A 24,407-nucleotide genomic window follows, 5' to 3' on the forward strand; every position below is an offset into this window, starting at 1 on the left:
CCCGGTCCTGGACCACGTCCGCACCCGCGACCCGGTCGTCTTCCTCACCTACGACGACGGCGCCGAGCGGGACCCCCGCTTCGTCGACATGGTCCGCGAACTGCGGCTCCCGGTCAGCATGTTCCTCACCGACAGCGTCGTCGGACCGGGCTACGGCCACTTCGCCCGCCTGCGCGCCGTCGGCGCGGACATCCAGAACCACACCCTCGACCACCCCGCCCTGCGCGGGCTACCGTACGCCGGCCAGCGCGCCGAGATCTGCGGTCAGCAGGACAAACTCCGCGCCCGCTTCGGCCTCCGCCCGCGCCTGTTCCGCCCGCCCTACGGCACGTACGACACCACGACCCTGCGCGCGGCGGCCGACTGCGGCGTCGCGGCGGTCGTCCTGTGGCGCGCCGCGATGACGGCCGACGACATCACCTACGCGCACGGTCCCCGGCACCTGTGCCGCGGCGACATCATCCTGGTCGGCCCCGACGAGTCCACGGGCCCCACCCTGCGGGAACGCACCGCGCGCCTGCTGCGCAGAGTCCAGTCCCGCGGCCTGACAGTGGCCCGCCTGGAGGACTACGTCTGAGGAACCCCAGGCTGACGCGCCGCACGGCAATTGGCACTCCGCTTGACCGAGTGCTAATCGCAGTCATAGTCTCGGCTCTGGCACTCCCCCCTGGAGAGTGCCAACAACGCGACGGGCAGGTCCGGCACCCGCGACGACGGATCGACCTGGTCGCCACCTCAGACAGTTAACCCCGTGAGATCTCCGAAGGGGGAGGTCGGATCGTGACGACCGCCAGCTCCAAGGTTGCCATCAAGCCGCTTGAGGACCGCATCGTGGTCCAGCCGCTCGACGCCGAGCAGACCACGGCTTCGGGCCTGGTCATTCCGGACACCGCCAAGGAGAAGCCCCAGGAGGGCGTCGTCCTGGCCATCGGGCCGGGCCGCTTCGAGGACGGCAAGCGTATCGAGCTCGACGTCAAGGTCGGTGACGTCGTTCTCTACAGCAAGTACGGCGGCACCGAGGTGAAGTACAACGGCGAGGAGTACCTCGTCCTCTCGGCTCGCGACGTGCTCGCGATCGTCGAGAAGTAATTCACCCGAAAGCACACTTCGTTGCTTTGAGCTGCGCCCTTGGCCCCCGCGACCCATAAGAAGCAGGGCGTCGGGGGCGCAGTTTTCTTTCACCCAAGATTTCCGAGAGGGCTCACGCTGTCATGGCGAAGATCCTGAAGTTCGACGAGGACGCCCGTCGCGCCCTTGAGCGCGGCGTCAACAAGCTGGCCGACACCGTCAAGGTGACCATCGGCCCCAAGGGCCGCAACGTCGTCATCGACAAGAAGTTCGGCGCGCCCACCATCACCAACGACGGCGTCACCATCGCCCGCGAGGTGGAGATCGAGGACCCGTACGAGAACCTCGGCGCCCAGCTGGTGAAGGAGGTGGCGACCAAGACCAACGACATCGCTGGTGACGGCACCACCACCGCCACCGTGCTGGCCCAGGCGCTCGTGCGCGAGGGTCTGAAGAACGTCGCCGCCGGCGCCTCCCCGGCCGCCCTGAAGAAGGGCATCGACGCCGCCGTCGCCGCCGTCGCCGAGGAGCTCCTCGCGTCGGCCCGCCCGATCGACGAGAAGTCCGACATCGCCGCCGTGGCCGCGCTGTCCGCCCAGGACCAGCAGGTCGGCGAGCTCATCGCCGAGGCGATGGACAAGGTCGGCAAGGACGGTGTCATCACCGTCGAGGAGTCCAACACCTTCGGTCTGGAGCTGGACTTCACCGAGGGCATGGCCTTCGACAAGGGCTACCTGTCGCCGTACTTCGTGACGGACCAGGAGCGTATGGAGGCCGTCCTCGACGACCCGTACATCCTGATCACCCAGGGCAAGATCTCCGCCATCGCGGACCTCCTGCCGCTCCTCGAGAAGATCATCCAGTCCAACGCCTCGAAGCCGCTGCTGATCATCGCCGAGGACGTCGAGGGCGAGGCCCTGTCGACCCTGGTCGTCAACAAGATCCGCGGCACCTTCAACGCCACCGCCGTGAAGGCCCCCGGCTTCGGCGACCGCCGCAAGGCGATGCTGCAGGACATGGCCGTCCTCACCGGCGGCACCGTGATCTCCGAGGAGGTCGGCCTCAAGCTCGACCAGGTCGGCCTGGACGTGCTCGGCTCCGCCCGCCGCGTCACCGTCACCAAGGACGACACCACGATCGTCGACGGTGCCGGCAACTCCGCGGACGTGCACGGCCGCGTCGCGCAGATCAAGGCCGAGATCGAGAACACCGACTCCGACTGGGACCGCGAGAAGCTCCAGGAGCGCCTCGCGAAGCTGGCCGGCGGCGTGTGCGTGATCAAGGTCGGCGCCGCCACCGAGGTGGAGCTGAAGGAGAAGAAGCACCGTCTGGAGGACGCCATCTCCGCGACCCGCGCCGCGGTCGAGGAGGGCATCGTCTCCGGTGGTGGCTCCGCGCTCGTCCACGCCGTGAAGGTCCTGGAGGGCAACCTCGACAAGACCGGCGACGAGGCCACGGGTGTCGCGGTCGTCCGCCGCGCCGCCGTCGAGCCGCTGCGCTGGATCGCCGAGAACGCCGGCCTGGAGGGCTACGTCATCACCTCCAAGGTCGCCGAGCTCGACAAGGGCCAGGGCTTCAACGCCGCCACCGGCGAGTACGGCGACCTGGTCAAGGCCGGCGTCATCGACCCGGTGAAGGTCACCCGCTCCGCCCTGGAGAACGCCGCCTCCATCGCCTCCCTGCTCCTCACGACCGAGACCCTGGTCGTCGAGAAGAAGGAAGAGGAGCCGGCCGAGGCGGGCCACGGCCACGGTCACGGCCACGCCCACTGACGCACGTCAGCGCCGGCACACACCGGCAGTGAGGCCCGGCACCCCGAGGGTGCCGGGCCTTCGCGTCGCCCGCACCGTCCCGGGGCGCGTACTGGGGCCCGGCCCGTCGCCGGCCTAGGTCTCCAGCTCGTCCAACGCCCCCAACTGCGCCATCAGTCCGAGTCGGTCGTACTGCCACCAGCCCTCGGCGATCTTCCCGTCCTCGCCGAAGCGGAAGACGGTCGTGCCGGTCATGGTGACCTGCCGGCCGGTGTTCGGCAGCCCCAGGAATTCGCCCTTGTGGATGCCGCGCCAGGTCCAGCGGGTGCACACGCGGTCGCCCTCGCCGATCTGGTCGTCGAGGTCGAAGCGGTAGTCGAAGGCGCCGCGCCACATGGTGATCTCCCGGCGTATCGCGTCCATCCCCAGGATGTCCTGCTCGTTGGCCGGGTCGTGGTCGTGGTAGTGCTCGGTCATCACGCCGTCCAGCGGCGGCAGTTCGCCGGGGGCCGAGATCGCCTCGAAGAAACGGCGCGCGTTGGCCTCGTGCAACTGCTCGTCCCGTACGACGTCCAGGTCCGTGAACGTCGGCATCTCGTCGCACAGGGCGACCAGGTCCCGGTATATCCGGTGGGTCTCCGGGAGGTGCGAGTTCCGCATCGCCTCCTCGTACGACGGGAACTCCACGATCTCGATGAAGTGCTCGCCGTCGGACCGGTCCCGCCCGACCATGTCGTGCCGAGCGGTCCGCCGTCCCCTGGTCTGCTCGACCCACTTGTCCATCAGCTGGTCCATCTCGTCGAACCGGCTGGTCCTGCACTCGATGAGCTGCACGAACGTCATGACACCGCCTCCGGCCCCCCTGGGTCCGGTACCGTCACGCCCATTTTCCCACCGGAGCGGCGGCGTCACCGCGTCGTGAGCGGCTCCTCGCGCGTCACTGGGGACCGTACTTGCGCCCCGTCTTCGAGGTGATCCCGCCCAGCAGCCCGCGCGGCGCCACCTTCGCCAGTCCCATCAGCGTCTTGTACCGCGGGTCCGGGATCGACAGCGACTTCCCGCGCGCGAGGTCGGCCAGCGCCGCCGCGACCAGCTTGTCCGCGTCCAGCCACATCCAGCCGGGGATGTTGTCCGTGCCCATCCCGGCCCGCTGATGGAACTCCGTGCGCACGAAGCCCGGGCACAGTGCCATCAGCCGGACGCCGCTGCCCGCGAGGTCCCGCGCCGCGCCCTGCGTGAACTGCACGACCCACGCCTTCGAGGCCCCGTACGTGCCGCGCGGGACGAACGCCGCGACCGAGGCGACGTTCACCACCCCGCCGCGGCCGCGCTCGCTCATCGCCTCCGTCGCCGCCGCCGTCAGCCGCAGCACCGCCTCGCAGTGCACCTTGAGCATCCGCAGCTCGTCCGCCATCGGTACGTCGAGGAAGCGGCCCTTGTTGCCGAAGCCCGCGTTGTTGATCAGCAGGTCGACCGGGTTCCTGCGGTCCCCGAGGCGGGCGGCCACCGCCTCGATGCCGACGTCCTCGGCGAGGTCGGCCGTCAGCACCTCCGCCTCGATGCCGTGCCGGTCGTGCAGCTCGGTCGCCTGCTCGCGCAGCCGTTTGGTGTCCCGCGCCACGAGGACCAGGTTGTGCCCGTCCGCCGCCAGCCGCCGCGCGAACGCGGCACCGATTCCCGCGGTCGATCCCGTAATCAGAGCCGTTGTCATGGCCCAAGGGTAGTTACCCGGACTGACGGCGTCCGCTGCGCGCACGGGCCATCCGCATGCTGAAACGCCCTTGCGTCCCGCCCGGGTGACAGGACTTCAGGCCCCGTACTTCGCCACGTACTTCCGCGCCGTCTCCAGTGTCTCCGGGTGCAGGGCGCTGCCCGCCACGAGCACGCGCGGCAGCAGGTCGCGCCGGGTCGTCTCGGCCCGGAACTGCAGCGCCACCGTCACGTCGTGGTCCGGCCGGTGCACGATCTCCACCGGGTCGCCGGCCCGGATCTCGCCCGGTTCGATCACTCTGAGATACGCCCCGGGCGCACCCTTCTGCGTGAATCTCTTCACCCAGCCCCGTTCCCCCAGATGGGCCTGGAAGGTGCGGCAGGGGATGCGCCCGCTGGTGACCTCCAGCACGAGCGCGGCGCCGATGCGCCAGCGTTCGCCGATCAGGGCGCCGGACACGTCCAGGCCCCGGGTCGTGAGGTTCTCGCCGAAGGAGCCGTTGGCGAGCGGGTGCCCCAGCTCGCGCTCCCAGTCGTCGAGGTCCTCGCGCGCGACCGCGTACACGGCCTGGTCGTCGCCGCCGTGATGGCGCAGGTCGCACACGGCGTCCCCGGCGAGCCCACTGCCGGCGGTGCCCTTCGGGCCGGGCGCGGTCACCCGCACGGGGCCGTCCACGGGGCGCTTGTCGATGCCGGTCAGGCCCTGCGGCTGGTCCGTGTACGGCACGGCCCGCGCACGGCCCAGGTTCACCGAGAGAACGTTCATGCTTCGCACGGTACGGGACCCATCTCAAAGCGTCGAGCGAATATCGGGTGACTGATCCAAGGAAGGCTTATGATTGGCGGGTGATAGAGGCCCGTCATCTCCGCGTCCTGCGCGCCGTCGCCACCACCGGCTCCTTCTCCGCGGCGGGGCGTGAACTGGGCTGCACGCAGCCCGCCGTCAGCCAGCAGATGAAGGCCCTGGAGGCCTCGGTCGGCACCCCGCTACTGGTCCGCAGCGGCCGCGAGATGCGCCTGACCCAGGCCGGTGAGGCGCTCGTGCGGCACGCCTCCGGGATTCTTGCCGGACTCACGGCGGCCGAGGAGGAGGTCGCCGCCATCGCCGGACTGCGCGCGGGCCGGGTCCGGCTGGTCTCCTTCCCGAGCGGCAGCTCCACCCTCGTCCCCACCGCCCTCGCCGCGCTGCGCGCCGCGCACCCCGGCACCCGGGTCTCCCTGGAGGAGGCCGAGCCCCCGAGGTCGGTCGAGCTCCTCCGTGAGGGCGACTGCGACGTGGCCCTCGCCTTCCGGTACGAGGGAGCGGCGGGCGCCGAGGAGTGGGACGACCTCGTGGTGCGGCCGCTGCTGACGGACCGGCTGGTCGGCCTGGTGCCGGAGCGGCACCGGCTCGCGCGCGCGGAGTCGGTCGCCATCGGGGAGCTGGCCCAGGAGCCCTGGATCGCGGGCTGTCCGCGCTGCCGCGGCCACCTGGTGGAGGTGTGCGAGGGCGCGGGCTTCACGCCCCGCATCGACTTCGCCACCGACGACTATCCGGCGGTGGTCGGCCTGGTGGGCGCGGGTCTCGGCGTCGCCGTCCTGCCCCAGCTCGCGATCGAGTCCGTACGCCCCAGGGGTGCGCGCGCGGTGGCGTTGGAACCGGCGGTGCGGCGGGAGGTCGTCGCCCTCACCCTGCCCGACCTGGCCCAGGTCCCGGCGGTGGCGGCGACGCTGGAACAGCTGGGGCGGGCGGCCCGCCGGCCGTGAAGGGCACGCGTGCGCGTGCCGTGAGGTGTCCGGGGCGCGCGGGCGCGCCGAACAGAACTCAGGCACGCGGGTGCGTGCCCAAGTGCGGAGAAGTCGCAGAAACGTTCCTTCAGGCGTTCGAGGCGGTGTCACCGCCGGCGGACGACGCCGACACCAGTCGGTTGCGCGCCCGCCCCATGAGCTCTTCGCGCTCGTCCTCGGTCAGGCCGCCCCACACTCCGTACGGCTCGCGCACCGCCAGCGCGTGCGCCGCGCACTCCGCACGGACGGGGCACCTCATGCAGACCTCCTTGGCCGAGTTCTCGCGAGCACTCCGAGCCGCCCCGCGCTCACCCTCCGGGTGGAAGAAGAGCGAGCTGTCGACCCCACGGCAGGCAGCCAGGAGCTGCCAGTCCCACAGGTCCGCGTTCGGTCCGGGAAGGCGGGAGAAATCTGCCATTACGTGACCCCTTGTAGCCGTTCTGGGCGGATCCGGTGCCAACGACCGTACATCTCCGATCTAAGGAGATGAAAATATGACTCATTGCGAATCTAGCCCCAGACACCGTGAAACGGGAAGAAAAGGGGCTAAATGGGGCATAGGTTGTGATGAAAAGTTGAGAGTCTGACGGGCATGTCTCCACCGTGTCCGCACCCTCACGTAGAGTGCCGAAGATGGCACGCAGCCCCGTAACTCTTTCGAGTGACCGTCGTTGAGAGTGCGGAGGCGGTTGAAAACACAAGCGCTCGGGCAGGCGTCCGAGACGGTCGACCGCACAGGTGACGATTCCGTACCAGCCTGGAGGCTCAAGGTGACGCGCATCAGCTGCGGAGGGCGGCCATGACATCCGTCCTCGTTTGCGACGACTCCCCGCTTGCCCGAGAGGCGCTCCGCCGCGCGGTCGCGACCGTGCCCGGCGTCGAGCGCGTGACGACGGCGGCCAACGGCGAGGAAGTCCTCCGCCGCTGGGGTGCCGACCGCTCGGACCTGATCCTGATGGACGTACGCATGCCCGGACTGGGCGGCGTCGAGACCGTGCGCCGGCTGCTGTCCGCCGACCCCGGTGCCCGCATCATCATGCTCACCGTGGCCGAGGACCTCGACGGCGTGGCCCTCGCGGTCGCCGCCGGCGCCCGCGGCTACCTGCACAAGGACGCCTCGCGCGCGGAGCTGCGCGCGACCGTCACCCAGGCGCTCGCCGACCCGACCTGGCGGCTGGCCCCGCGCCGGCTGCGCTCGGCAGAGATGGGCGCCGCGCCCACGCTCACCGCGCGGGAGATCCAGGTCCTGGAGGGCATGAGCCACGGCCGTTCCAACGCCGAGATCGGGCGCGAGCTGTTCCTCTCCGAGGACACCGTGAAGACGCACGCCCGGCGCCTGTTCAAGAAGCTCGGCGCCTCGGACCGTGCGCATGCGGTGGCGCTCGGTTTCCGGTGGGGCCTGGTCCGGTAGGACGGTGAGCCCCGGGCCCTGCCGTCGGACTCCCGTCGCCCTCCCGAAGGGCGGCGTGAGTCCGACGACGGGATCGGGCCGGGGCGCGGCCGGCCGCCCGCCGCAAGGCGGCCGGGATCGAGCGGTTCCGACGGCCCGCAGGATGCCCGCTGCTCGTTTCGCCGCGGATGCCGCATCCTTGGAGGTGTGGAGTCTCTCGGGGACGAGTCGGTCGAGCGGAAGGGGAGGGCGCAGGGGATGAGTGCCGGCGCACCTGCTCATAACGCTTCGGTGCACAACCACGGACGCGATGCGACGGACCGTACGGCCGCAAGGCACCATGGACCGATGCGCGACGACGAGGCGGGCACGGCCCAAGGGGCGATCGGTGCCCTCGTGCATCGCGCTGTGGACGGGGACGAGCAGGCCACGCACGACCTGCTCGCTCATGTCCACCCCCTCGCGCTGCGCTACTGCCGCACCCGTCTGTCCCGGCTGCCCGGCGACGCACGTCACTTCGTCGAGGACCTCGCCCAGGAGGTCTGCGTAGCGGTCCTCCTCGCCCTGCCCCGCTACCGGGACACCGGCCGCCCCTTCGAGGCGTTCGTCTTCGCCATCGCCTCGCACAAGGTCGCCGACCTCCAGCGCGCCGCGATGCGCCACCCCGGTTCGACGGCCGTCCCCTCGGACGAGATGCCCGAGCGCGCGGACGACTCCCTGGGGCCCGAGGAGCGCGCGCTGCTCAGCAGCGACGCCGAATGGGCCAAGAAACTGCTGGCCAACCTCCCGGAGAACCAGCGCGAACTGCTGCTGCTGAGGATCGCCGTGGGCTTGACCGCGGAGGAAACGGGACAGATGTTGGGAATGTCACCCGGCGCCGTGCGGGTGGCCCAGCATCGGGCGCTGAGCCGGCTGCGCGCGCTCGCCGAGCAGTAACAGCCTTGTGCGGAGCCTTCGTAGCTCCCCTTTGTGAACAGGCGCGCGTTCGTTTCCGTACGAACATACGAAGCCTGAAGTCACTCCACACCGTGGAATTTGCTAGCCATGCTTCCCGTTAGCATGGACATCCGCACCGATCAAGGCCATTTGGGGAAGGTGTCATGACTGCCAACGTCGACGGAGTGCCCGGAAAATTCGCGACACTCGGGCTGACCTACGACGACGTGCTGCTGCTGCCGGGCGCCTCCGAGGTGCTTCCCAACGCGGTCGACACCTCGTCCCGTATCTCTCGCAACGTTCGGGTCAACATCCCGCTGCTGTCCGCGGCGATGGACAAGGTGACCGAGTCCCGCATGGCGATCGCGATGGCGCGCCTCGGCGGCGTCGGCGTGCTGCACCGCAACCTCTCCGTCGAGGACCAGGTCAACCAGGTCGACCTGGTGAAGCGGTCCGAGTCCGGCATGGTCACCGACCCGATCACGGTGCACCCCGAGGCCACGCTCGCCGACGCGGACGCGCTGTGCGCCAAGTTCCGCATCAGCGGTGTCCCGGTCACCGACCCGGCCGGCAAGCTGCTGGGCATCGTCACCAACCGTGACATGGCCTTCGAGAGCGACCGCACGCGCCAGGTCCGCGAGGTCATGACGCCGATGCCGCTGGTCACCGGCAAGGTCGGCACCTCCGGCGTCGAGGCGATGGAGCTGCTGCGCAAGCACAAGATCGAGAAGCTTCCGCTGGTCGACGAGGCGGGCATCCTCAAGGGCCTGATCACGGTCAAGGACTTCGTCAAGGCGGAGCAGTACCCCAACGCCGCCAAGGACTCCGAGGGCCGGCTGCTCGTCGGTGCCGCCGTCGGCGCCAGCCCCGAGGCGCTGGAGCGCGCCGCGGCGCTCGCCGAGGCCGGTGTGGACTTCCTGGTCGTCGACACCTCGCACGGCCACAACAGCAACGCCCTCAGCTGGATGTCGAAGATCAAGTCCAGCGTGAACGTGGACGTGATCGGCGGCAACGTCGCCACCCGTGACGGCGCCCAGGCGCTGATCGACGCCGGTGTCGACGGCATCAAGGTCGGTGTCGGCCCGGGCTCGATCTGCACCACCCGGGTGGTCGCCGGTATCGGTGTCCCGCAGGTCACCGCCATCTACGAGGCCTCCCTCGCTGCTCGCCCGGCGGGCATCCCGCTGATCGGCGACGGCGGTCTGCAGTACTCCGGCGACATCGGCAAGGCGCTCGCCGCCGGCGCCGACACGGTCATGCTGGGCAGCCTGCTCGCGGGCTGTGAGGAGTCCCCGGGCGAGCTGCTCTTCATCAACGGCAAGCAGTTCAAGTCGTACCGCGGCATGGGCTCGCTGGGTGCCATGCAGTCCCGCGGCCAGGGCAGGTCCTACTCGAAGGACCGCTACTTCCAGGCCGAGGTCGCCACCGACGACAAGCTCGTGCCCGAGGGCGTCGAGGGCCAGGTGCCCTACCGCGGCCCGCTGGCCAACGTCCTGCACCAGCTCGTCGGCGGCCTGCGCCAGACCATGGGCTACGTGGGCGCCGCCACCATCGAGGAGATGGAGTCCAAGGGCCGCTTCGTGCGGATCACCTCGGCGGGCCTGAAGGAGAGCCACCCGCACGACATCCAGATGACGGTCGAGGCGCCGAACTACAGCGCCAAGCGGTGACGCGTCCGCGCGCGTGACATGGCCGAGGGCGGCCCCGGAGCTTCCGGGGCCGCCCTCGGCGCACCTGCCAAGCGGCGCCGCCGTGGCCGTCGGCGATACTGGAAGACGCTGAAACGCAGAGGGAAAGGCCACAGACGTGACTGAGATCGAGATCGGGCGCGGCAAGCGCGGCCGCCGGGCGTACGCCTTCGACGACATCGCCGTCGTCCCCAGCCGCCGTACGCGGGACCCGAAGGAGGTCTCGATCGCCTGGCAGATCGACGCCTACCGCTTCGAGCTGCCCTTCCTGGCCGCCCCCATGGACTCGGTCGTCTCCCCGGCCACCGCGATCCGCATCGGTGAGCTCGGCGGCCTGGGCGTGCTCAACCTCGAAGGCCTGTGGACGCGGCACGAGGACCCGCAGCCGCTGCTCGACGAGATCGCCGGGCTGGACGCGGAGTCGGCCACCCGCCGCCTCCAGGAGATCTACGCGGCTCCCATCAAGGAGGAGCTGATCGGCGCGCGCATCAAGGAGGTGCGCGACTCCGGCGTGGTCACGGCGGCCGCGCTCTCCCCGCAGCGCACCGCCCAGTTCTCCAAGGCGGTCGTGGACGCGGGCGTGGACATCTTCGTCATCCGCGGTACGACGGTCTCCGCGGAGCACGTCTCGTCCTCGCACGAGCCGCTGAACCTGAAGCAGTTCATCTACGAGCTGGACGTCCCGGTGATCGTCGGCGGCTGCGCCACCTACACCGCCGCCCTGCACCTGATGCGCACCGGCGCGGCCGGCGTCCTGGTCGGCTTCGGCGGCGGCGCCGCGCACACCACGCGCAACGTGCTCGGCATCCAGGTCCCGATGGCCACCGCCGTCGCCGACGTGGCCGCGGCCCGCCGCGACTACATGGACGAGTCCGGCGGCCGGTACGTGCACGTGATCGCGGACGGCGGTGTCGGCTGGTCCGGCGACCTCCCGAAGGCGATCGCCTGCGGCGCCGACTCCGTGATGATGGGCTCCCCGCTCGCCCGTGCCACGGACGCGCCCGGCAAGGGCCACCACTGGGGCATGGAGGCGGTCAACGAGGAGCTGCCCCGCGGCAAGAAGGTCGACCTGGGCACGGTCGGCACGATCGAGGAGATCCTCACCGGCCCGTCCCACACCCCGGACGGCTCGATGAACTTCTTCGGCGCCCTGCGCCGCGCCATGGCCACCACCGGCTACAGCGAGCTCAAGGAGTTCCAGCGGGTCGAGGTCACGGTGGCGGACAGCCAGCACAAGCGCTGACCCGTACGACGCGAAGGGCCCGTCCACCGGTGCGGTGGGCGGGCCCTTTCCCTTGCGGGGGAGGCGTTACGCGGCGGCCTTGCGGGCGCCGGAGAACGCGGCGAACGCGGCGATGCCGAAGAAGGCGAAGGTGAGCGGGTCCGCGTCCTTCTTCCAGAGCTCCTGGACGCCGTCGAAGTGATCGAAGAACACCTCGGAGAAGTTCAGGTGGAAGTGGTCGGCGATCATCATCGCGTCGCCGACCAGCTGGCCGAGGTAGACGGCGCCCAGCGCGAGGACGGCGCTGACGATGGCGATGGCGGGGTTACGGCCGCCGATCTTGCCGGCCGCGGCACCGATCACGTAGCCGACACCGATCGCGGCCCAGCCGATCTCGTGCTCGGTGAGACCGATGACGACGCCGTAGAGGGCGGCCGCGACCAGGGTGCCGGCGACCGCGGCCACCAGGCCGAGGACGAGGTTGTCCCGGCCGGGCGCGGGCGGCGCCGGCGGGGCGAACGCGCCCGGCTGCGGGGCGTACGGCGCACCCGGCGCCGGAGCGCCCGGCGCGTCCGGAGCGCCGGCGGGTGCCTGCTGGGCGTACGGGTTGCCGTCGACCGGACCGGGCTGCGGCGGCTGCGGCGCTGACTGGCTCATGACAGGAATCCCCCCACGGGACAAGGCAAACCGGCCGCAGAGGCCGGTTGGAAAGCTGGATGGTGGGTCGAAGCGGCGTAGGCACGCCTGTGCGACGACTGGGGGAGATTAACAGGCACCACCGACAACGCCCCCGGGTTTTCCCGTTCAGAGCCGGTGCGCGGCCCCCGTCGGCGTCGCCCCGCGCGTGTCCAGCAGCAGCTGCGCCTTCACGGAAAGCCCCTGCATGTCGTACGTCCGGTGCTGCTGGAGCAGGATCGTCAGGTCGGCGTCGGCCGCCGCCTCGTAGAGGGAGTCCGCGCGCGGGACCGGGCGGCCCAGGACGCTCCAGGAGGCCACGTGCGGGTCGTGGTAGCTGACGGAGGCGCCCAGTTCCATCAGCTGGATCGCGAGCTCCTGGGCGGGGGTGCCCTGCAGATCGGCGAGGTCGGCCTTGTAGGTGATGCCCAGCAGCAGCACGCGCGCGCCGCGGGCCGACTTCCCGTGCTCGTTGAGGAGCGCCGCGGCGCGCTGGACGACGTACCTGGGCATGCGGCTGTTGACCTGCTGGGCCAGTTCCACCATGCGCAGGGTGCGCCCCGGGGTGTTCGTCAGGTCCTGCGGGACGCCGTGGCCGCCGACGCCGGGGCCCGGCCGGAACGCCTGAAAGCCGAACGGCTTGGTCTCCGCGCAACGGATGACGTCCCACAGGTCGACGCCCAAGTCGTGGCACAGGACGGCCATCTCGTTGACGAGCGCGATGTTGACGTGCCGGAAGTTCGTCTCCAGGAGCTGCACCGTCTCCGCCTCGCGCAGCCCGCGCGCGCGGACCACCTTGTCGGTGAGGCGCGCGTAGAAGGCGGCCGCGGACTCGGTGCAGGCCGGGGTGAGGCCGCCGATCACCCTGGGGGTGTTGCCCGGGGTGAAGTCGCGGTTGCCGAGGTCGACGCGGCTGGGCGAGTAGGCCAGGTGGAAGTCGCGGCCCGCGCGCAGCCCCGAGCCCTTCTCCAGCAGGGGACGCAGGAACTCCTCGGTCGTGCCCGGGTGCACGGGCGACTCCAGGATGACGGTCGTGTGCGGGCGCAGCCGCTCGGCCAGGGTGCGGGCGGCCGCCTCCACCTGGGCGAGGTCGAGTCCGCCGTCCGCGCCGCGCGGGGTCGGCGCGCAGATCACCGCGGTGCGCACCCGCCCCAGCCCGGAGGGGTCGGTGGCCTGCCGGAAGCCCTTGGCGAGCATCCGGCGCAGTTCGGCGGGACTGAGGGAGCCGGCCTCGGGCCCGGTGGCGTAACCGACCGTGGGGATGCCGGCGGCCACGGCGGCCTGGGCGAGGGGCAGGCCGTAGGGACCGAGGCCGATGACGGCGAGGTCTGCGGGCATGGCGGGGGGCCGTCCTTCCCAGTAACCGACGCGGGGCAGGTGCGCAAGCCCTGTGGACAGGAGGGACCAGCGCACTGTCAGACTAGGAGTAAATATGACCGTTTTGCGGGATTGATTTCTTGTGTCGTCTCGTGGTCTTCCGCTGGTCATGAGTCTGTTGTCCACAGGCTGGGGGCGAGTGGTGGCTGAAGTCGGGCAAGCCGGTCAGAATTTGGGCAGGGGGTAGACGAACCGGGCTTCGCCCACCGGGTGCGGCCGACGCGACCGATGTGATCGACAGCGGGAGGCAGCGGTGAGGACAGCGACACTGGGACCGGCGCAGCGCGCCGAGTCACTGGCGGCCATGGCCGAGCGCGAGCTGGACGTACTGGTCGTGGGTGGCGGAGTGGTGGGCGCCGGAACCGCGCTGGACGCGGCGACCCGTGGCCTGTCCACCGGGCTGGTCGAGGCCCGTGACTGGGCGTCCGGCACCTCCAGCAGGTCGAGCAAGCTGATCCACGGCGGACTGCGCTATCTGGAGATGCTCGACTTCGCCCTCGTCCGCGAGGCCCTCAAGGAACGCGGCCTGCTGCTCGAACGCCTCGCCCCGCACCTGGTCAAGCCCGTCCCGTTCCTCTACCCGCTCCAGCACAAGGGCTGGGAGCGCCTGTACGCCGGTTCGGGCGTCGCGCTCTACGACACCATGTCGATGGCCCGCGGCCACGGCCGGGGACTTCCCATGCACCGCCACCTGAGCCGCCTTCAGGCCCTGCGCGTGGCCCCCGCCCTGCGCAAGGACGCCCTCGTCGGCGCGCTCCAGTACTACGACGCCCAGATGGACGACGCGCGCTATGTGGCGACGCTGGTGCGCACGGCGGTGTCGTACGGCGCGAAGGCCGCCAACCGCGCGCGCGTGACCGGCTTCCTGCGCGAGGGCGAACGGGTCGTCGGCGCCCGGGTGCAGGACGTGGAGGGCGGCGGCGAGTACCAGATCCACGCCAAGCAGATCGTCAACGCCACCGGCGTGTGGACCGACGACACCCAGGCGATGGTGGGGGAGCGGGGACAGTTCCACGTCCGCGCCTCCAAGGGCATCCACCTGGTCGTCCCCAAGGACCGCATCCACTCCACCACCGGGCTGATCCTGCGCACCGAAAAGTCCGTCCTGTTCGTCATCCCGTGGGGCCGCCACTGGATCGTCGGTACGACCGACACCGACTGGGACCTGGACAAGGCCCACCCGGCCGCGTCCAGCGCCGACATCGACTACGTGCTGGAACACGTGAACTCGGTGCTCGCGGTGCCCCTTTCCCGCGACGACGTCCAGGGTGTGTACGCGGGACTGCGGCCGCTGCTCGCCGGTGAGTCCGACGCCACCAGCAAGTTGTCCCGCGAGCACACGGTGGCCCATCCTGCGCCGGGCCTCGTGGTCGTCGCCGGCGGCAAGTACACGACGTACCGGGTGATGGCCAAGGACGCGGTCGACGAGGCGGTGCACGGCCTCGACATGCGCGTCGCCGAATGCGTCACCGAGGAGATCCCGCTGCTGGGCGCGGAGGGCTACCGGGCGATGTGGAACGCGCGGGCGCGGATCGCCGCGCGCACCGGGCTGCACGTGGTGCGCGTGGAGCATCTGCTGAACCGGTTCGGCTCGATGGCGGAGGAGGTCCTCGACCTCATCGCCTCCGACCCCTCGCTGGGTGAGCCGTTGCAGGCCGCCGACGACTATCTGCGCGCGGAGGTCGTGTACGCCGCCTCGCACGAGGGTGCCCGGCACCTGGACGACGTGCTCACCCGCCGCACCCGCATCTCCATCGAGACCTTCGACCGCGGCACCCGCAGCGCGCGCGAGGCCGCCGAGCTGATGGCACCCGTCCTCGGCTGGGACAAGGACCAGATCGAGCGCGAGGTCGAGCACTACGAGAAGCGGGTGGAGGCCGAGCGCGAGTCCCAGCTCCAGCCGGACGACCAGACGGCGGACGCGGCGCGGTTGGGCGCGCCGGACATCGTGCCGCTCTGAGCCGTCGCGCGGGGCTTTCACTCGTACGAGTGCCGTGAAGCGGGATATTCGTTCGGAATTGGCTCGTTCTACGGGGTGCGAGGGCGGAACTCGGAAGCGAGCGGGACGGGTTCGAAGGGCGGGTCCGCGCTCGCGCTCATGTCCGCCGGTGCCCGTGCATACGCGGAAGGTGACGACAGCCCCGCGGCGCGGGTCCGCCGGAGGGCGACGGGCACCCTGGGCGCTGGGCACTTGTCGGGTGAGGGACAATGGAGGCTCTGTCAGGGCGGGTTGCATGAGGGGACGCATGTCGGAGGCGGAGCGGGCGGGGACATCCCGTCAGGACACTCGTCAGGACAAGAGCGAGCGTCTTCTCGCCGGTCGGTACCGGCTGGGGGACGTGCTCGGCCGGGGCGGCATGGGCACGGTCTGGCGAGCCGAGGACGAGACCCTCGGCCGGACGGTCGCGGTCAAGGAGCTGCGCTTCCCGTCGAACATCGACGACGACGAGAAGCGGCGCCTGATCACGCGCACCCTGCGCGAGGCCAAGGCGATCGCCCGGATCCGCAACAACAGCGCGGTGACGGTCTTCGACGTGGTCGACGAGGACGACCGGCCGTGGATCGTGATGGAACTCGTCGAGGGCAAGTCGCTCGCCGAGGTCATCCGGGAGGACGGCCTGCTGGAGCCGCGGCGCGCCGCCGAGGTCGGGCTCGCCATCCTCGACGTGCTGCGTTCCGCCCACCGCGAGGGCATCCTGCACCGTGACGTCAAACCGTCCAACGTGCTCATCGCCGAGGACGGCCGGGTCGTGCTCACCGACTTCGGCATCGCGCAGGTCGAGGGCGACCCGTCCATCACCTCCACCGGCATGCTCGTCGGCGCCCCCTCCTACATCTCCCCGGAACGCGCCCGGGGCCACAAGCCGGGACCGGCCGCCGACCTGTGGTCGCTCGGCGGTCTGCTGTACGCGTCGGTCGAGGGTGTGCCGCCGTACGACAAGGGGTCGGCGATCGCGACGCTGACCGCCGTCATGACCGAGCCCCTGGAGGAGCCCAAGAACGCGGGCCCGCTCCGGGACGTCATCTACGGCCTGCTCACCAAGGACCCGGCCAAGCGGCTCGACGACGCGGGCGCCCGTGCCCTGCTCGACACGGTGCTCCGCGCGCCCGAGCCGCAGGAGTTGGACGCGACGCGGGTCGTGCCGCTGCCGGGCCAGCCCGACGGATCCAAGGGCAAGGGCAAGGGCGGTGCGGACGAGGACGGTTCGGCCGGGGGCAAGCGGGGCGAGGAGGCCGCGGAGAAGCTGCGCGGCGCGCTGCGTTCCGTGCGCAAGGCTGCCGGGGCCGCCACCTCGGCGGCGGCGACGCGCACGAAGAGCGGCAGTGGCGGCGCGGGTGTGGAGAGCGCGAACGCCTCTGGTGCCGGCGGGAGTCCGGCCGCCGGGGGCGTGAGCGCCGGTGGTGCCGGTGCGGGCGCGGACGCCGGGCGTTCGGGTTCCGCGGCAGTGGCCGGGCCCCGGGTGCCGGGCGGCACCTCCTCCGCGGGCTCGGCCTCGGCTCCGGCGTCGGGGGGTGCGCAGGGCGCCGACTCCGCGAGCGGAAAGCCGAGTTCGGGGTGGCCCGTGGTGCCGCCGCCGGATCTGCCGCCGCGGCCGGTGCCCAAGGCGCCGCTCACCGATGTGGTGCCGAAGCGGACGCTGATGATCATCGCGGTGGTGGTCGTGCTCGCCGTGCTCGGCACCGTGCTGGCCATCGTGTTCAACGGTGACGATGACAACGGCTCGAAGGGCTCCAAGGGGGCTAAGGGCGGCGGCGGTTCGAAGGCCGTGGCGTCGGCGAGCGCGAGCCCCGAGACCAAGAAGGACAAGGGCGCCGGCACGGACGGTGACGGTTCGCCGGCCGCCACGGCGGGTTCGGACACCGGGGCGACGCCGGGGAAGGCGAACGCGTCGGAGGACGGCGACCAGGGTGCCTCCGACTCCGGCGGCGGGCGCGCGTCGGCGGTGTCGACGTACCGGGGCGGCCAGGGGTACTCGATCGGGCTGCCCAAGGGGTGGTCGTACCAGTCCACCGGCCGCGCCGGTGACCGGTACACAGGGCCACACGGGCAGAAGTTGCTTGTCGGATGGACAAGTGCTCCCAAGAACGACCCGGTTGCGGACTGGAGGAGCCAGGAAGGTTCCATGGTGCGCGCCCAGTACCAGAGGATCCGCATAGAGAAGGTCGACTACCGCGGCTGGAACACGGCCGACTGGGAGTTCACCTACGTCGAGGACGGCACCAAGTACCGTTCCGTCGACCGGGGTTTTGTGGTGAGCGGCCACCTCGGTTACGGGCTGATGTACACCGCGCAGGCCGCGGACTGGCACAGCGGCCTGCGCGAAGACACCTGGAAGACGTTTACGAAGTCCTTTGAGCCCAAGAAGTGAGCTGTGTGCTCCTGTTCGGGCCTCACAGGCCGTACGGGTGGGGAGACGCGCGCCGTCCTCTTGCGTCAGATCAGAGAGAACTGCCCGACACGGCGTCAGGGCCGTTCCCGTGCAGTAGTTCCCCGGTACCCGCGTCGACAAGCACGGAGACAGGGTTGTAGGAATTACTGGCGTCACCCTGGCGGCTATAGGTGAAGTCCCACACAGTCCGCCAATTGGCGCCTTCCTTGATCAGCCTGAGCTGGGTTGCAGAAAGATGCGAATGGCGAGGGACATGCGATACAGCGGTCTTTGATGCGTCTGCCTGCGAGACCCTGGCCCGTGGGATCCGATCAGGAACGCGGGTGTCCTGGGCCTCCAGTTGCATAAGGCGGCCATCCTTGGAGAACGTGACGGCGAAATGCAGGGGCATGATGACGCCATCCCGCCTCTGTCGGTATGTAACTCGCCATGCTCCGCGGAACTGAGGATCCGTGTCGGCGGAGACTTCTGTGGCGGCGGAAGCCCAAGGAAAATTACTGGAAACCAGCTTGGCGGCGAGGATTTTGGCCTGCGTTCGGCTATCGATTCCTGTGTGGTTCGAGTAACCCTTGAGGGGTATTCCCGTGCTGCTCCAGAGCTGGTGGATCTTCGCGTCCGGCCAGGAAAATTCAGCGTTTCCGTTCTTCCAGGAGGCGACGAGGGTGCGCTGGCCCGTCCCGTAGTCATTGGGGAGATTCGAAATCTGTGTTCTCGTCACATGAATTTTATCGGACAGCGCCTCAAGGGCGTGAGAAACAGAACTCTCCTGACTGGAGCTCGCTTCCGATATCGGCGTGCTCGAGTCCACGAAAACTATCGTCGAGGTAAAGAGCCCGGCGATCGCCACCACTCCCATGACGGCGCCGATCACCAACAGTCCCCGGCTGCCGCCCGAAGCATTCACTATCTCCCTGGACGGGCTGTTCCGCAGCAGCGAAATCACGATGAGGCAGACTGTACCGAGCAGTGCGCCAAGGGTGTTCGCGATGAAATCGTTGCTGTCGCAGGCGCGCCCGATCCCAGGAAGAGCTGACTGAGTGAACTCGATGGCCATCGAGAGGGTCGAGGCCACGGCCACGGAGCTGGCGTACGAAGCACCGGCCAGAGTCAAGAAGAGGCCCACGGGGGCGAACAGAGCGACGTTGAGCAGCCATTGCTCGGTGCCAACGGACTGAAGGAAATCCTTGCTGATCGTACATGTGCCGGAATAGCCCGAAGAGCCCTTCGCCGGTGTGAGGGTTGCGGCGAGGGCGATGCCCACGCCTGCGCCCGCCAATGCCCAGGAGAAGCGCTTCGAATGGTTGATCCGATGGCCGAGCAGAAAACCGGCGAGTGCGAGCACTGAAGAACTCGTCACCAGGAGAACAACCAGAAGAGGCTGCGCGGAGAATATAGCCGTGATCATGTAAGCACCCTTGTATGCAATGGGGCTGAACGGAGAGTGAGTCTTCCGTTCAGCCCCGCACCGCTTTACCGACAGCCTGTCAGTGCGTCAGCCGTAGTACTCGGAGATCGACTGCGGCGGCGTCGCAAACTGGCCCTGACCCTGCACCTGGATCAGGCCCGTCACGTTGACGGTACGGTCGAAGGGCACATTGTCGAAGTACTTTCGGTACGTGTGCCCGGAGGAAAGGCTGCTGTAGCTGCCGGCCCACACCGTTCCACCCGGAGAGGAGAAGCCGCCCTTGACGTATATGGTGGAACCGGAGAACTTGCTGTAGTCCACCTCGATCTTACGGGTGTTCGTGTAGCCGTCGGACGAGTGGTAAATGCGAATGCAAAGGTCGCCGTTGCTGAGCGTGGTGCACTCATAACCCTTGCCGCCCCAGGCGCTTGCCTCGCCGGCGCCGAACGTCAGAGGGAGAAGCGAGAGGGCGACACCGCTGACCAGCAGTCGCATTGCCTTTTTCATGCGTGCTCCAAATCAAAGAGGCGCTGTTGTTGTGCGGGCCGAACATTACAGGCTAGTGGCCTGAAATTGAAATGGCCTCTTGATGGCCTTTTGAGAGAGAAGTTCCTCATTGTCTTCGCCGGATCAAGGATCGTCGAATGGTCAATGAAAAGCGGAAGCTCTTAATCCGATAAACCCTCGGTCGGCCCCGCGGCGGGCCTGGTGTGGCGGTGAAGCGGGATGCCCCCCGGCTGCGGCGCTGAAGGATGCGGACGAGGCTCGCGAGGTCCGGCCCCGGAGCTGGGCTACGGTTGAAGGCGCGAGAATCCGTCATCCCCTCAATGCAGCTTGCCTCCGGCACGTATCGTGAGTAGTTGCGGACCGTACGCATCCAGGTATGGGTACGGAACGGGCCGCGAGGCGAACGGATTTGACCAACCGGGCGGCCGGGGGAGGCAACGTGGACGACTATGCGGGTCGGGTGCTCGCCGACCGCTACCGCCTGCCGCTGCCGCCCACCGACGAGTACGAACTCACCGAGACCCGGGCCTTCGACACCTACAGCGGACAGGAAGTCCTGGTACGGCAGGTGCCGTTGCCGGAGGTCGTCGAGGCGGAGGTGCTCGACGCCGACGGGCTGCCCGAGGGTTTCACGGCGCGTGACCGTGCCGGGCCTCGGCCGCCGACGGCACGGGAGGCGACGCGACGGCCCGCCGACCCGGCGGTGCGGCGCGCGGTGGACGCCGCGCAGGCCGCGGCCCGCATCCCCGATCATCCACGGCTCGACCAGGTCTTCGACGTGTTCGCCGAGGGCGGCTCGCTGTGGGTCGTCAGCGAGCTCGTGGCCGCGCGTCCGCTGGCCGCGCTGCTCGCCGAGAAGCCGCTGACGCCGTACCGGGCGGCCGAGGTCGCCTCCGACGTGCTGATGGCACTGCGTGTGCTGCACGCCCATGGCTGGGTCCACCGCAACATCACCGCCCGCACGGTCCTCGTCTGCGACGACGGCCGCGTGATGCTGACCGGTCTCGCGGTCGGGGCGGCGGAGGAGGCGCTGTGCGGCTACGACCCGGTACCGGCCCAGGACGGGCCCGCGGGAGCGCCCGGGGAGGGTGACGCCGGGCAGTACGGGCTCGACGGGCCGGGCGGCCCCGGCGACGACGGCCGCTTGCGCGGCGCGGGTGCCCCGGGCGGTGCCGGTGCTCCGGGTACTCCCGTCAGCCCCGGCGGGCTCGGTCGGCCCGGCAGGCGGGGCGGACCCGTCGGCTTCGGCGGGGCGGGTCCCGTGGGGCAGGGCGGTTCCGGGGGGCCGGGTGCCGGTGCCGTGGATCCCGAGGCCGCCCGGCGTGCCGCGATTCAGGCGCGGGCGGCCGGGCAGGTGCCGGGGCCCGGAGCGGACGGGGCCGGCGAGGCCGGGACCACGGGGACGCAGAGCCGTTGGGCGTTGGAGAGCGGCGGGGACATCCGGGCCCAGCGCGCCGGGGCGATCGCCGCGTATCGTGCGGGCGCGCGTGCCGCGGCCCGGGTGCAGGAGGCCCAGCAGAACGGGTACGCCGCGCTGCCCGGAGCCCGCCCGCCCGCCGAGGACGACACCGACGCCGGCGCGAACGGCTCGGCCCAGTCGTACGCTTCCGGCGGGCGCGCGGATCAGGACCACCGGACCAGCGCCGCGCCCCCCGGCCAGATCGCCGACCCCTACGGCGTGCACGCCGCTCCCTGGCACGGAGCGTCACCACGCACCGGCCCCGCAGGCACCCCGCCGGCCGTCGACGGCGGCCCACGGCGAACGGCGCTCCCGGCGGGCGGAACCGACCCGGGCACCCACGGCGCCGACACCGGCCCCATGCCCGGCCTCGACGCGGACGGCATGCTCCCCGCTCCCGTCCTTCCCTCGCAGGCGGGCCGCCCCCGCGTCGGGCGCGCGGCCGGTGCGGGTTCCGCGCCCGCGCCCGGTGCCGACGGCCTGCCCCTGCCTCCGAACGCCGTCGCCCCGAACACCGACGCGAACTCGCACACCGGCGCTCACACCGGCGCCGGCACCCACACCCGCACCCCGCACCCCCCGGCCCGCTGGGACGACCCCGCCGTCGGGCACCCTCCTCGCCGCGGTCCCGCCACCGCGCTCGCCGCCGAGCGGGCTCGGCATGTGCGGATGACCGTGGTGGGGCCGGTGACCGAGCGGTGGGCGCCGGAGCAGGCCGGGCCGGTGCACGAGAACTGGCAGTTGGCGGCGCCGATCGGGCCCTCGACCGACCTGTGGGCGCTCGGCGCGCTGCTCTTCCGGGCCGTACAGGGACACGCGCCGTATCCGGAGGAGTCGACCGCCGAGCTGGTGCAGTTGGTGTGCGCGGAGCCGCCCGCCTTCGCGGAGGAGTGCGGACCGCTGCGGCCGGTGGTGGAGTCGCTGCTGCGCCAGGACCCCACCGACCGGCTGGACTTCGAGGAACTGCGCGGCTGGCTGCGCTCGCTGGTGCGCTCCGCGCCCGAGCCGGAGGCGGGCACGCATGTCATCGCCGCGCCGCCCGCCGACCCGAGCCGGCTGCCGATCGTGCGCCGGCGCGGCGAACTGGTGCGCAGGCGGCGTGCCGGCCTGCCCGCGACCAGCCCGCACGGCCGGCACAAGCGGGCCCGGCAGGAGGCGAAGTCCCCGCGCAGCCTGGGCCGTACGCTCCTGCTGCTGATCCTGCTCCTGTTGGCGGGCGCGGTCGCGTACGCCATGCTGTTCATGCCGAAGGCACACCGCGACGGCGCGGCGAGCGGCGACCGCACGGGGTCCGCCGGCGCGGCGAGTCCGGCACCTTCAGGCGCCGCGCACTCGGCCAAGCCGTCCGAGCCGAGCGGGCAGAGCTCGCCGAGCACCGACCCGGACCCGTCCCAGTCGGCCCCCTCGACCGAGACGCAGACCACCGGCGACCCCTCCGTCGCCGACGGCTTCACCCTGCGCAAGGACCCCGAGGGCTTCCGGCTCGCCGTCGCCAAGGGCTGGGACCGCACGCCCAAGAACGGACTCGGGCAGGTGGTGTACGCGCACGGTGACTTCGAGCTCATCGTCGTACCGGGGCGGGACGGCGCGTCGAAGTACGGCAGCGACCCCATGGCCTACCAGCGGGACAAGGAGAACGAGCTGCAGCCCTACCGCGACTCCAGCTGGGCCACGGCCACCGGCCTCAGAACCATAGAGGTGGGCGGACGGACCATGGCGGAGGGGCAGTTCACCTGGACCGACACCCAGGGACACGACCTGTTCGTCCGCAACATCGCGATCCTGCTCGACGGCCGCTACCACGTGGTTCAGGTCCGTGGCCCGGAGGCCCAGCGGGACGAGGTGACCCGGCTCTACGAGCAGGCTTCGGCGACCTACCAGTACTCCGGTTGAACCGGTCCGCCCCCACTTGCGTCCTTTCCTCGGGAGGCGACAACCGTCACAGTGCGGTTTCCTTGGCACCCCCCTGGTTCCCAGTCGGGAACCAGATCCTTAGTCTGACCCTGTCAAGAGCATTGCGGGGCAACGTGAATCAGATGCAGGGCCTGCTCATCGCGGGCCGCTACCGGCTGGCCGACTCCATCGGCAGCGGCGGCATGGGCCGGGTGTGGCGCGCCCACGACGAGGTGCTGCACCGTGCTGTCGCCATCAAGGAGTTGACCGCGGCGCTCTATGTGTCCGACAGCGACCAGGCCGTTCTCCTGGCGCGCACCCGGTCCGAGGCCCGCGCCGCCGCGCGCATCAACCACTCCGCCGTCGTGACCATTCACGACGTACTGGAACACGACGGCCGTCCGTGGATCGTCATGGAGCTGGTCGAGGGCAACTCGCTGGCCGACGAGGTCAAGGAGAGCGGACGGGTCGAGGCGCGCGAGGCCGCGCGCATCGGGCTGTGGGTGCTGCGGGCGCTGCGCGCCGCGCACTCCGCCGGCGTACTGCACCGTGACGTCAAGCCGGGCAACGTCCTGATAGGCCAGGACGGCCGGGTCCTGCTCACCGACTTCGGCATCGCCCAGATCGAGGGCGACACCACCATCACCCGTACGGGAGAGGTCGTCGGCTCGGTCGACTACCTCGCGCCCGAGCGGGTACGCGGCCACGACCCGGGCCCGTCCTCCGACCTGTGGGCGCTCGGCGCCACGCTGTACACGGCGGTGGAGGGCCGCTCGCCGTTCCGCCGCACCTCGCCGATCAGCACCATGCAGGCGGTCGTCGAGGAGGAGGCCGCCGAGCCGCAGCACGCCGGTCCGCTCGGGTCCGTCATCACCGCCCTGTTGCGCAAGGATCCGGCCCATCGGCCGAGCGCGGAGCAGGCCGAGCAGATGCTCGCCGAGGCGGCGGAGGGCCGCCGGCCGAGCGCGGCGCAGGCGTTCGTGCCGACCCAGAACCTGGGTCCGGACGCGGAGAGCCGGACCGGGTACGGCTCCGGTTCCGGATCCGGCACGGGGACCGGCCCTCAGTACACCTCCGGAACCGGCTTCCCGTACGGCGGCGAGACGGCGACGCCGACGCCGTCGCACGCCTCCGCGACGCCGACGGTGATCGGACCCCCGGCCGCCCC

At 70.7% G+C, this 24,407-nt stretch carries 20 protein-coding genes; 12 read left to right on the forward strand and 8 right to left on the reverse strand.

Annotated features, from left to right (window positions below):
• The 3 genes from IPZ69_RS40070 to groL form a co-directional block, all read left to right on the forward strand.
• Window positions 1-577, forward strand: a 577-nt coding sequence (locus IPZ69_RS40070) for a polysaccharide deacetylase family protein (protein WP_235459670.1), incomplete at its 5' end; no start/stop codon positions are given.
• A 203-nt stretch (window positions 578-780) separates the two neighbouring features.
• Window positions 781-1,089, forward strand: coding sequence for a co-chaperone GroES (gene groES, locus IPZ69_RS40075; protein WP_235459671.1), 309 nt, complete (start codon window positions 781-783; stop codon window positions 1,087-1,089).
• Between the two features lie 122 nt (window positions 1,090-1,211).
• Window positions 1,212-2,840, forward strand: a complete 1,629-nt coding sequence (groL, locus tag IPZ69_RS40080) for a chaperonin GroEL (protein WP_235459672.1) — start codon at window positions 1,212-1,214, stop codon at window positions 2,838-2,840.
• A gap of 114 nt (window positions 2,841-2,954) precedes the next feature.
• Here groL and IPZ69_RS40085 read toward each other — a convergent pair whose 3' ends face one another.
• The 3 genes from IPZ69_RS40085 to IPZ69_RS40095 all read right to left on the reverse strand — a co-directional run bounded on the left by IPZ69_RS40085 (window position 2,955) and on the right by IPZ69_RS40095 (window position 5,295).
• Window positions 2,955-3,662 (reverse strand): ester cyclase, encoded by a 708-nt coding sequence (locus tag IPZ69_RS40085; protein WP_235459673.1) that lies wholly within the window; start codon window positions 3,660-3,662, stop codon window positions 2,955-2,957.
• 94 nt (window positions 3,663-3,756) lie between these two features.
• Window positions 3,757-4,530 carry an SDR family NAD(P)-dependent oxidoreductase gene (locus tag IPZ69_RS40090; protein ID WP_235459674.1) on the reverse strand — a complete coding sequence of 258 codons (774 nt, stop codon included), beginning with the start codon at window positions 4,528-4,530 and terminating at the stop codon, window positions 3,757-3,759.
• 96 nt (window positions 4,531-4,626) lie between these two features.
• Entirely contained in the window at window positions 4,627-5,295 is a 669-nt protein-coding gene (locus IPZ69_RS40095) for an MOSC domain-containing protein (RefSeq protein WP_235459675.1), read from the reverse strand.
• An 80-nt stretch (window positions 5,296-5,375) separates the two neighbouring features.
• Between IPZ69_RS40095 and IPZ69_RS40100 the strand changes: the two genes are divergently transcribed.
• Window positions 5,376-6,275, forward strand: a complete 900-nt coding sequence (locus tag IPZ69_RS40100) for a LysR family transcriptional regulator (RefSeq protein ID WP_235459676.1) — start codon at window positions 5,376-5,378, stop codon at window positions 6,273-6,275.
• A 109-nt stretch (window positions 6,276-6,384) separates the two neighbouring features.
• Here the strand turns inward: IPZ69_RS40100 and IPZ69_RS40105 are convergent, their stop codons facing one another.
• Window positions 6,385-6,714: a WhiB family transcriptional regulator gene (locus tag IPZ69_RS40105; protein ID WP_235459677.1), complete on the reverse strand. Its 330-nt coding sequence runs from the start codon at window positions 6,712-6,714 to the stop codon at window positions 6,385-6,387.
• Between the two features lie 381 nt (window positions 6,715-7,095).
• On the opposite strand from IPZ69_RS40105, the gene IPZ69_RS40110 reads away from it, so the two are divergent.
• From IPZ69_RS40110 to IPZ69_RS40125, 4 genes are all read left to right on the forward strand, one after another.
• Entirely contained in the window at window positions 7,096-7,707 is a 612-nt protein-coding gene (locus tag IPZ69_RS40110; protein ID WP_003948568.1) for a response regulator transcription factor, read from the forward strand.
• Between the two features lie 327 nt (window positions 7,708-8,034).
• Window positions 8,035-8,622: a sigma-70 family RNA polymerase sigma factor gene (locus IPZ69_RS40115; RefSeq protein ID WP_235459678.1), complete on the forward strand. Its 588-nt coding sequence runs from the start codon at window positions 8,035-8,037 to the stop codon at window positions 8,620-8,622.
• 164 nt (window positions 8,623-8,786) lie between these two features.
• On the forward strand, window positions 8,787-10,292 hold the full coding sequence (guaB, locus tag IPZ69_RS40120; RefSeq protein WP_235459679.1) for an IMP dehydrogenase: 1,506 nt from the start codon (window positions 8,787-8,789) through the stop codon (window positions 10,290-10,292).
• Window positions 10,293-10,428: 136 nt separating this feature from the next.
• A complete protein-coding gene (locus IPZ69_RS40125) occupies window positions 10,429-11,553 on the forward strand; it encodes a GuaB3 family IMP dehydrogenase-related protein (RefSeq protein ID WP_235459680.1) in 1,125 nt (374 codons plus the stop codon).
• A gap of 66 nt (window positions 11,554-11,619) precedes the next feature.
• On the opposite strand, the gene IPZ69_RS40130 is transcribed toward IPZ69_RS40125, so the two are convergent.
• Together IPZ69_RS40130 and IPZ69_RS40135 are read right to left on the reverse strand one after the other, a co-directional pair.
• Window positions 11,620-12,189: a hypothetical protein gene (locus tag IPZ69_RS40130; protein WP_235459681.1), complete on the reverse strand. Its 570-nt coding sequence runs from the start codon at window positions 12,187-12,189 to the stop codon at window positions 11,620-11,622.
• 147 nt (window positions 12,190-12,336) lie between these two features.
• A complete protein-coding gene (locus IPZ69_RS40135) occupies window positions 12,337-13,545 on the reverse strand; it encodes a nucleotide sugar dehydrogenase (RefSeq protein WP_235459682.1) in 1,209 nt (402 codons plus the stop codon).
• A gap of 292 nt (window positions 13,546-13,837) precedes the next feature.
• Here IPZ69_RS40135 and IPZ69_RS40140 point away from each other — a divergent pair, with 292 nt between their 5' ends.
• Window positions 13,838-15,544 carry a glycerol-3-phosphate dehydrogenase/oxidase gene (locus IPZ69_RS40140; protein ID WP_235459683.1) on the forward strand — a complete coding sequence of 569 codons (1,707 nt, stop codon included), beginning with the start codon at window positions 13,838-13,840 and terminating at the stop codon, window positions 15,542-15,544.
• 286 nt (window positions 15,545-15,830) lie between these two features.
• Window positions 15,831-17,954: a serine/threonine-protein kinase gene (locus tag IPZ69_RS40145; RefSeq protein WP_235459688.1), complete on the forward strand. Its 2,124-nt coding sequence runs from the start codon at window positions 15,831-15,833 to the stop codon at window positions 17,952-17,954.
• 70 nt (window positions 17,955-18,024) lie between these two features.
• On the opposite strand, the gene IPZ69_RS40150 is transcribed toward IPZ69_RS40145, so the two are convergent.
• Both IPZ69_RS40150 and IPZ69_RS40155 read right to left on the reverse strand, forming a co-directional pair.
• Window positions 18,025-19,380, reverse strand: a complete 1,356-nt coding sequence (locus IPZ69_RS40150) for a VanZ family protein (protein WP_235459684.1) — start codon at window positions 19,378-19,380, stop codon at window positions 18,025-18,027.
• A gap of 87 nt (window positions 19,381-19,467) precedes the next feature.
• Window positions 19,468-19,887, reverse strand: a complete 420-nt coding sequence (locus IPZ69_RS40155) for a hypothetical protein (RefSeq protein ID WP_235459685.1) — start codon at window positions 19,885-19,887, stop codon at window positions 19,468-19,470.
• A 439-nt stretch (window positions 19,888-20,326) separates the two neighbouring features.
• Here IPZ69_RS40155 and IPZ69_RS40160 point away from each other — a divergent pair, with 439 nt between their 5' ends.
• Window positions 20,327-23,239 carry a protein kinase gene (locus IPZ69_RS40160; RefSeq protein ID WP_235459686.1) on the forward strand — a complete coding sequence of 971 codons (2,913 nt, stop codon included), beginning with the start codon at window positions 20,327-20,329 and terminating at the stop codon, window positions 23,237-23,239.
• A gap of 143 nt (window positions 23,240-23,382) precedes the next feature.
• Window positions 23,383-24,407, forward strand: a 1,025-nt coding sequence (locus IPZ69_RS40165; RefSeq protein ID WP_235459687.1) for a serine/threonine-protein kinase, incomplete at its 3' end; no start/stop codon positions are given.

Origin of the sequence: Streptomyces olivochromogenes (assembly GCF_021538895.1) — a bacterium.
GTDB classification, from domain to species: domain Bacteria; phylum Actinomycetota; class Actinomycetes; order Streptomycetales; family Streptomycetaceae; genus Streptomyces; species Streptomyces olivochromogenes_A.

What these genes read in the sequence shown, in the direction of transcription:
- groL (WP_235459672.1), top strand. Translation starts at nt 1,212, where the DNA reads ATGGCGAAGATCCTGAAGTTCGACGAGGACGCCCGTCGCGCCCTTGAG.
- IPZ69_RS40085 (WP_235459673.1), bottom strand. Translation starts at nt 3,662, where the DNA reads ATGACGTTCGTGCAGCTCATCGAGTGCAGGACCAGCCGGTTCGACGAG.
- IPZ69_RS40090 (WP_235459674.1), bottom strand. Translation starts at nt 4,530, where the DNA reads ATGACAACGGCTCTGATTACGGGATCGACCGCGGGAATCGGTGCCGCG.
- IPZ69_RS40095 (WP_235459675.1), bottom strand. Translation starts at nt 5,295, where the DNA reads ATGAACGTTCTCTCGGTGAACCTGGGCCGTGCGCGGGCCGTGCCGTAC.
- IPZ69_RS40105 (WP_235459677.1), bottom strand. Translation starts at nt 6,714, where the DNA reads ATGGCAGATTTCTCCCGCCTTCCCGGACCGAACGCGGACCTGTGGGAC.
- IPZ69_RS40110 (WP_003948568.1), top strand. Translation starts at nt 7,096, where the DNA reads ATGACATCCGTCCTCGTTTGCGACGACTCCCCGCTTGCCCGAGAGGCG.
- IPZ69_RS40115 (WP_235459678.1), top strand. Translation starts at nt 8,035, where the DNA reads ATGCGCGACGACGAGGCGGGCACGGCCCAAGGGGCGATCGGTGCCCTC.
- guaB (WP_235459679.1), top strand. Translation starts at nt 8,787, where the DNA reads ATGACTGCCAACGTCGACGGAGTGCCCGGAAAATTCGCGACACTCGGG.
- IPZ69_RS40130 (WP_235459681.1), bottom strand. Translation starts at nt 12,189, where the DNA reads ATGAGCCAGTCAGCGCCGCAGCCGCCGCAGCCCGGTCCGGTCGACGGC.
- IPZ69_RS40135 (WP_235459682.1), bottom strand. Translation starts at nt 13,545, where the DNA reads ATGCCCGCAGACCTCGCCGTCATCGGCCTCGGTCCCTACGGCCTGCCC.
- IPZ69_RS40145 (WP_235459688.1), top strand. Translation starts at nt 15,831, where the DNA reads ATGTCGGAGGCGGAGCGGGCGGGGACATCCCGTCAGGACACTCGTCAG.
- IPZ69_RS40150 (WP_235459684.1), bottom strand. Translation starts at nt 19,380, where the DNA reads ATGATCACGGCTATATTCTCCGCGCAGCCTCTTCTGGTTGTTCTCCTG.
- IPZ69_RS40155 (WP_235459685.1), bottom strand. Translation starts at nt 19,887, where the DNA reads ATGAAAAAGGCAATGCGACTGCTGGTCAGCGGTGTCGCCCTCTCGCTT.